Genomic DNA, 7,514 nt, shown 5'->3' on the forward strand with positions numbered 1-7,514 from the left:
CCGTTCAGGAGTTGTCGGCGGGGCACAGATCGCGCCCCGCTTCTTGGCACGGCCCGGCTCACGGCCCGACTCAGCGCCTGGCTCGGCACCCGGCGCCGCGCACGACCCAGCGCCCGGCCCCGTGCCTCGCTCGGCGCCCGGAGACACCCGAGGTCACCGCACACGGACGCCGCTCACTCCCATTCGATCGTGCCCGGAGGCTTCGAGGTGACGTCGAGGACGACGCGGTTGATGTCATCGACCTCGTTGGTGATCCGGTTCGAGATCACCGAGAGCGTGTCGTAGGGGATCCGCGTCCAGTCGGCGGTCATCGCGTCCTCGCTCGAGACCGGTCGGAGGACGACGGGGTGGCCGTACGTGCGGCCGTCACCCTGGACGCCGACCGAGCGGACATCGGCGAGGAGGACGACCGGGCACTGCCAGATCTCACCGTCGAGGCCGGCCTTCGTCAGCTCCTCACGGGCGATCGCATCGGCCCGGCGGAGGATCGCAAGGCGCTCCTCGGTGACCTCGCCGATGATGCGGATGCCCAGGCCCGGTCCCGGGAAGGGCTGGCGGGAGACGATGACCTCGGGCACGCCGAGCTCACGGCCGATCGCGCGCACCTCGTCCTTGAACAGGGCGCGCAGGGGTTCGATGAGCTGGAACTGGATGTCCTCGGGCAGACCGCCGACGTTGTGGTGGCTCTTGATGTTCGCCGTGCCCGACCCGCCGCCGGATTCGACGACGTCGGGGTAGAGGGTTCCCTGGACGAGGAAGCCGATCTCCTCGCCTTCGTCCTTGGCCTCGAGGACGAGGTCGGCGGCGGCGGTCTCGAAGGTGCGGATGAATTCGCGCCCGATGATCTTGCGCTTCTCCTCCGGGTCGGTGACCCCGGCGAGCTCCTTGAGGAACCGCTCGCGGGCGTCGACGGTGACGAGGCGGACGCCGATCGAGTTGACGTAGTCGTTCTCGACCTGTTCCCGTTCGCCTTCGCGCAGCAGCCCGTGGTCGACGAAGACGCAGGTGAGCTGATCGCCGATCGCCTTGTGGACGAGGGCGGCCGCGACCGAGGAGTCGACGCCGCCGGAGAGCGCGCAGATGACCTGCTTGTCTCCGACCTGCTTGCGGATGAGGTCGACCTGTTCGTCGATGACGGACTCGTTCGTCCAGTCGGCCTCGAGACCGGCGACCCGGTAGAGGAAGTTCTCGAGGATCTTCTGCCCGTTCTCGGAGTGGAGTACCTCGGGGTGCCACTGGACGCCGGCGAACTTCCGCTCGGGGTGCTCGAAGGCCGCGACCGGGGTGTCGGGGGTCGAGGCGAGGACGGTGAAGTCCGCGGGCGCCTCGGCGACGGAGTCCCCGTGGGACATCCACACGGTGTAGGCGTCGGGAGTCTCGGCGAGCAGCGCCCCCTGGTCGGCGACGGCGACCGGGGTCGAGCCGTATTCGCGCTTGTCGGTCTTCGCGACGCGACCGCCGAGGCTCGTCGACATGAGCTGGAACCCGTAGCAGATGCCCATCGTCGGGACGCCGAGGTCGAAGACCGCCTCGTCGAAGGGCGGCGCCGCCTCGTCGTTGACGCTCGAGGGTCCGCCGGAGAGCACGATGGCCACGGGGTTCTTGGCCGCGAACTCGGCCGCCGGGGCGTCATGGGCGATGATCTCGGAATACAGTCCCGCCTCACGGATCCGGCGGGCGATGAGCTGCGCGTACTGCGCGCCGAAATCGACCACGAGAACAGGAGGCACCTGTGTGCTCTGGGGGTTCGTCATGCCCCCAAGTCTAATCAACGGCGGGACGCACCGGACCGCCGGCTCCGGACGGCACCCGGCGACCGCCTCGGCGGGGGTCCTCAGCTCCTGGGAGCGACGACGACCGCGGCGGCGAGCTCGGCTTCGACCTGGCGGTGGATGCGGCGTTCGAGGATGAACGACATCACCGGGACGACGCCGGCGAGGGCGAGGATGAGGTAGCGGCCGAGGCTCCAGCGCATCTGCTGATTGAGCCAGAAGCAGCCGATGAGGTAGACGACGTAGCACCAGCCGTGGCTGATCGCGATCGCCGCGGCGAGATTGAAGTCACCGAACATCAGCGCCGTCGACGGGTCCGGGGCGATGAGGTACTTGTAGATCATCTCGACCGTGAGGATCATCAGCATAGTGCCGGTGATGATCGCCATGACACGGTAGAACTTCAGGGCATTGCGCGCCGAGGTGAAGCGCTTGACGCTCCACAGGTTCGACTCGTCGACCTCGGGGCGGGAATCGAGGTTCTCGGGGTGGTCGCTCACGCTTCGGGTCCTTCGGTCGTGGTGCTGGCAGTCGGGGAGGGCTGGGTCTGGCTGTCGGCTCTGCGCGGTTTCGCCCCGCCGTGCCGGTGGGCGGGCAGTCCGGTCAGCCCGGACATCACCTCGGGGTCGATCCGCGCTTGGCCTGCGGGTTTGACGATGACGTAGTCGCCGCCGGCCTGCGGATCCTTCGCGCTGCCCCCGGCCGCGCCGAGGCGGGTCCTGACATAGTCGTCACGCAGCAGCTGCCACCACATGTAGAGGGCCATGCCGGCGAAGATCAGCCATTCGATGGCGTAGACCGCGGACTGGACGTCGAAGCCGCCCTCGTCACGGGTCGTCGTCGTGTCGACCTGGGTCAGTCCCCCGGTGCCCACCGAGGCGGCCGCCCCGGTCGCGGTCTCGGGCATGAGGAAGCCGGAGTACGTGAGCAGGTCGGGGAAGAGGTTGATGAGCTGGGAGGTCGAGACGGTCTTCACCTGTCCATCGGGCAGACCGGTGCCGGGTTCGGGTCCCTCGACGGGGCCGATGCGCGCTTCGAGGGCGACCGGACCCTCGAGGGCTCGGGAGTTCATCGCCGTCTCCTCGTCGGTGGTGAAGCCGCGGAGGACGGGGATCGCGATCGTCTTGCCGGTCGTGTCCGCGACAGCTCCCTCGCCGAGGCGGGCGTCGTCGGGGGCGAACATCGTGACCACCCAGAAGCCCTCCTCGCCGTCGTTGATCCGCCCCGGGACGACGACCTGGTCGTCGGGCAGCCACCGGCCGGTGAGGCTGACGCGCTGGTCGGCGAGAATGCCGGGCATCGGAGCCTGAGCGCCCATCACCTCGTTGAAGTCCTTCGTCTCATCGATGTCGGTCGCCGACACGACGTCGTTCTTGTGCTGGGCACGGTCGACCTGCCAGGCCGACAGGCCGACGAAGCAGCTGACGAGCACGAGGACGAAGACCAGGGACCCCAGCCATTTGGGAGTCAGTGCCAGACGGAACAGATCAGACCACCGATCCAGGCTGGTACGGGGACACGGTGACGTCGACGCGCTGGAACTCCTTGAGGTCGACGTAACCGGTCGTGGCGAGCGCCCGGCGCAGAGCACCGGCGAGGTTGAGTTCGCCGATCGCGGTGCGACCGGGGCCGAAGAGGACCTGCTCGAGGCTGCCGACCGTGCCGAGTTCGACGCGGTGGCCGCGCGGCAGCTCGGGGTGGTGGGCCTCGGCACCCCAGTGCATGCCGCGGCCGGGGGCTTCGGTGGCGCGGGCGAGCGCGGTGCCGAGCATGACGCGTCGCGCGCGCCGAAGGCCTTGACGATCTCGCCGCTCGTGCCCAGACCGCCGTCGGCGATGACGTGAACGTAGCGACCGCCGGATTCGTCCATGTAGTCGCGGCGGGCGGCGTGGACGTCGGCGATCGCGGTGGCCATCGGGGCGTGGATGCCGAGCGTGCGCCGGGTCGTCGCCGCCGCTCCCCCGCCGAAGCCGACGAGGACGCCGGCAGCGCCCGTGCGCATGAGGTGGAGGGCGGCGGTGTACGTGGCGGCTCCGCCGACGATGACGGGGACGTCGAGTTCGTAGATGAACTGCTTGAGGTTGAGAGGCTCGGCCTGGGAGGAGACGTGTTCGGCCGAGACGGTGGTGCCGCGGATGACGAAGATGTCGACACCGGCATCGACGACAGTCTTGTAGAACTGCTGCGTGCGCTGCGGGGTCAGGGCCCCGGCGACGGTGACGCCGGCGTCGCGGATCTCCGCGAGGCGGGCGGTGATGAGGTCGGCGCGGATCGGGGCGGAGTAGAGCTCCTGCATCCGGGAGGTCGCCATGTCCGAGGGCAGCTGGGCGATCTCGGCGAGCAGCGGGGCGGGATCGTCGTAGCGGGTCCACAGGCCCTCGAGGTCGAGGACGCCGAGACCGCCGAGCGCCCGAGCGCGATGGCGGTGTCCGGTGACATCGCCGAGTCCATGGGCGCGCCGATGAACGGCAGCTCGAAGTGGTAGGCGTCGATCTGCCAGGACAGGGAGACATCCTCGGGATCGCGGGTGCGACGTGCGGGGATGATGGCGATGTCGTCGAGCGAATAGCCCCGACGACCGCGCTTGCCTTTGCCGATCTCGATTTCAGAACTCACGCGCACAGCCTATCCCACCGGACTCTCAGGAGGTCTCAGCCGACTGTGAGGGAGGCAGTGGCTGCGCGGGCGGGTCGGTGGCGGGGCGCGGCCGTGGGAATTGCCTCCCGGAGGTGGATCCCGCTCGATTTTCGCCGCGAAGTCGAGCGGGATCCACCTCCCGGAGCGCCCAACCGCAGTCCAGGGTGCGGTGTCCGGGGGAAGCGGGACGACAGTTCAGGGGAAGCGGTCGGCGGCGACGCCTCGGCGGCGGAGGCGAAGGCCCGCACGTGCGGCAGGTGGGCTTCGCGGTCACGGACATGCATGACGACGCGGCGCACCGGGGTGGGGTCGGTGAGGTCGACGGCGACGAGGCCGGGCGGCAGGTGCTCGGTCGAGAGCCGGGGCAGCACGGTCACGGCGAGGTTCGCCGCGACGAGGGCGAGAGCGGCGTAGTCGTCCTCCGAAGCGGCGAACATCGTCGGCTCGAATCCGGCAGCGGCGCACGCGAGATCGACGACGCGGCTCGTCGGACCGTTCCACAGGTCGTAGTTGACCCAGCGCTCGTCGGCGAGCTCCTTGAAGGGCACGAAGTCGCGGCCGGCGAAGGGATGGCGTTCGGAGACGACGACCCGGTAGTCGTCGTCGAAGAGCACGGTCCGCGACATCCCCGGCAGGCTGCCCTCCTCGTCCTGGGGGACCTCGTTGCGGATCTCGATCGTGCAGTGGCTGCGGCGGACCTTCGCCGGCTCGTTGAGCTGGATGTCGAAGCGCAGGTCCTCGTGTTCGAGGGCGACGGGGCCGATGATGTCGGGCAGGAGGACGGCGTTGAAGGAGGTGAACGCCGCGATCCGCATCCGCGGGCGGTGGACGGCGCTGAAGCTCTCGACGAGCCCGTCGAGGCGGCCGAGGCCGGTGAAGACGTCGGAGGACTCCTCGGCGAGTCGGCGCCCGAGTTCGGTGATCTCGATCCCGCGTCCCGACCGGCGGTAGAGCTCGGCGCCGACCGCCTTCTGCAGGGTCGTGATGTGCTGGCTCACGGTGGCCGGGGTGTAATTGAGGCTGCGCGCGGCGGCGACGACCGAGCCGGTCGCGACGACGGCCCGCCACACGCGCAGGCGCTGGAGGTCCCACATCCGTCCAGGGTAGCCGAGATCGTTCGGCGACGCCTGATGATCGTTTGAGAATGATTGCTTTTCGCAACGCTTTTTCTGCGGCAGACTGGTCATCGGCGTGATTCGCGCCGCCGCGTCTCGGCCGCAATCGGTCGGCATCCGGCTCGTTCGTCCTCGCCAGCACTCGCACCACCACCCCGACAGGAGTCCCATGACCGGTCCTGAGCTCATCACCATCGCCGGCGCCGCCACCGTTCTCGCGGTCACCCCCGGACCCGAGACGATCCTCACCGTGCGGCTCTCGGCACTGCGCCGCAAGGCCGGGCTCATCTACTCCCTCGGTTCGGCGACCGGCATGACGATCTGGATGATCGCCGCGCTCACCGGGATCTCCGCACTCCTCACCGCCTACCCCTCGGCGCTCCTCGTGCTCAAGATCGTCGGCGGTGCCTACCTCTGCTTCCTCGGCGTCCTCGCTGCCCGGCAGGCGCTGAAGATCCGCAGCGAACTGCGCGGCACCGCCCCGCTCGGCCCCGTCGGCGAGATCGCGGCGGCCACCGATGACATCGTCGCCGATGACCTCGTCGCCGAGGTGGCCCCGGCCAAGGGCGCCCACCCGTGGGGCCAGCTCGCCTCGATCATCTCCTACCGCCGCGGCCTGCTCTCCTCCCTGTCCAACCCCAAGGCGGGCCTCTTCTTCCTCGCCGTCATGCCGACGCTCGTCCCCGCCTCCCCCGCGGGCACCGACTACGTGCTCCTCGTCGCGATCGTCGTCGGCCTGCTGCTCGCCTACCAGATCCTGCTCGCCCTCATCGCCGGATACGCCGCCGCTGCCCTCCAGCGCCGCAGCACCGACTTCTGGATCGAAGCCGTCTCCGCCGGCATCCTCGCCGTCATGGGCATCACGGTCGCCGCCATCCCCATGTGACGCCCCCGCTGGGGTTGTGGCGCAGGTGGTGCGCCGCGGTCGGTGCGACATGGCCGGACAACGTCGTGTCTGCCGCTACACAGTCGGCGCTGCGGCCCGCGGCTGCCGCGACACTGCCCGTGCGGCGCGGCGCAGCCCCCACCGCACGGTCCGCCGCGGCGACACACCTTCTCCACGGCCCCTGTCGGCCAAAAGTAAAACTGCAGGGAACTAAACGCCCGCAGTTCTACTTTTGGCCCGCAGAACACGCGCACCCCGAACTTCTCGCCAGCAGAACAACTTCTCGCCAGCGCCACATCCGGCGCGCCATTGCCGATCGGTGCGACGCGGCGGGGCGACAGCGAGCCAGTCATTACACAATCGGCGCTGCGGCCCGCGTCTACCGCGCGAGACACCGCCCGTGCGGCGCGGCCTCGCAACACGATCGGTGCGACGACACACCTTCGCCACAGCCCATGTCGGCCAAAAGTAGAACTGCGGACGACTGAAAGCCCGCAGTTCTACTTTTGGCCCGCAGAACCTGCGCGCCCCGAACTTTTCGCCTGCCGAACACCTTTTCGCCATCGCCACATGCGGCGCGCCATTGCCGATCGGTGCGACGCGGCGGGGCGACAGCGAGCCAGTCACTACACAGTCGGTGCTGCGGCCCGCGGCTACCGCGACACTGCCCGTACGGCGCAGCTCCTCGCCACACGATCAGTGCGACGACACGCCTTCGCCACGGCCCATGTCGGCCAAAAGTAGATTTGTGGACGACTGATCGCCCGCAGTTCTACTTTTGGCCCGCAGAACCCGCGCGCCCCGAACTTCTCGCCTGCAGAACAACTTTTCGCAAGCGCCACATCCGGCGCGCCATCGCGCGAAACGGCGCCGGTGCCCGAGATCGCTCTCGGACACCGGCGCCGCTGACTGCCATTCCGGCCGAGCTGCCCCCGCGGAGAATGCGGCGAGCGGCTCGAGCCGGACGAGGTTCAGTCGCTGTGGTTGGGACCGTCGCTGCGGGGGCCGTCACCGACCGAGCCCGTACCAGGGCCGGCACCGGGAGCCGCACCGCCGCCGACTGGGCCGGCACCGCCGACCGGACCGGCACCGGGAGCGCGGCCG

At 69.5% G+C, this 7,514-nt stretch carries 5 protein-coding genes and 1 pseudogene; 1 reads left to right on the plus strand and 5 read right to left on the minus strand.

The features are described 5' to 3' along the window. Positions 1-173: 173 nt before the first annotated feature. The 5 genes and pseudogenes from guaA to AC2W7K_RS16720 form a co-directional block, all read right to left on the minus strand. Positions 174-1,754 (minus strand): glutamine-hydrolyzing GMP synthase, encoded by a 1,581-nt coding sequence (gene guaA, locus AC2W7K_RS16700; RefSeq protein WP_486006431.1) that lies wholly within the window; start codon positions 1,752-1,754, stop codon positions 174-176. Positions 1,755-1,834: 80 nt separating this feature from the next. Next, complete coding sequence (locus AC2W7K_RS16705; RefSeq protein WP_137825641.1) at positions 1,835-2,272, minus strand: DUF3817 domain-containing protein; 438 nt, start codon at positions 2,270-2,272, stop codon at positions 1,835-1,837. Next, on the minus strand, positions 2,269-3,363 hold the full coding sequence (locus AC2W7K_RS16710) for an SURF1 family protein (RefSeq protein ID WP_486006432.1): 1,095 nt from the start codon (positions 3,361-3,363) through the stop codon (positions 2,269-2,271). The genes AC2W7K_RS16705 and AC2W7K_RS16710 overlap by 4 nt, the downstream gene beginning before the upstream one ends. After that, a pseudogene (locus AC2W7K_RS16715) lies at positions 3,260-4,388 on the minus strand (GuaB3 family IMP dehydrogenase-related protein). Before AC2W7K_RS16715 ends, AC2W7K_RS16710 begins: the two are co-directional and overlap by 104 nt. 35 nt (positions 4,389-4,423) lie before the next feature. Further along, positions 4,424-5,503: a LysR family transcriptional regulator gene (locus AC2W7K_RS16720; RefSeq protein ID WP_486006433.1), complete on the minus strand. Its 1,080-nt coding sequence runs from the start codon at positions 5,501-5,503 to the stop codon at positions 4,424-4,426. Positions 5,504-5,693: 190 nt separating this feature from the next. On the opposite strand from AC2W7K_RS16720, the gene AC2W7K_RS16725 reads away from it, so the two are divergent. After that, positions 5,694-6,410, plus strand: a complete 717-nt coding sequence (locus tag AC2W7K_RS16725) for a LysE family translocator (RefSeq protein ID WP_211978871.1) — start codon at positions 5,694-5,696, stop codon at positions 6,408-6,410. Positions 6,411-7,514 lie beyond the last annotated feature (1,104 nt).

This window comes from Brevibacterium sp. LAARM2_SD2, assembly GCF_057364785.1.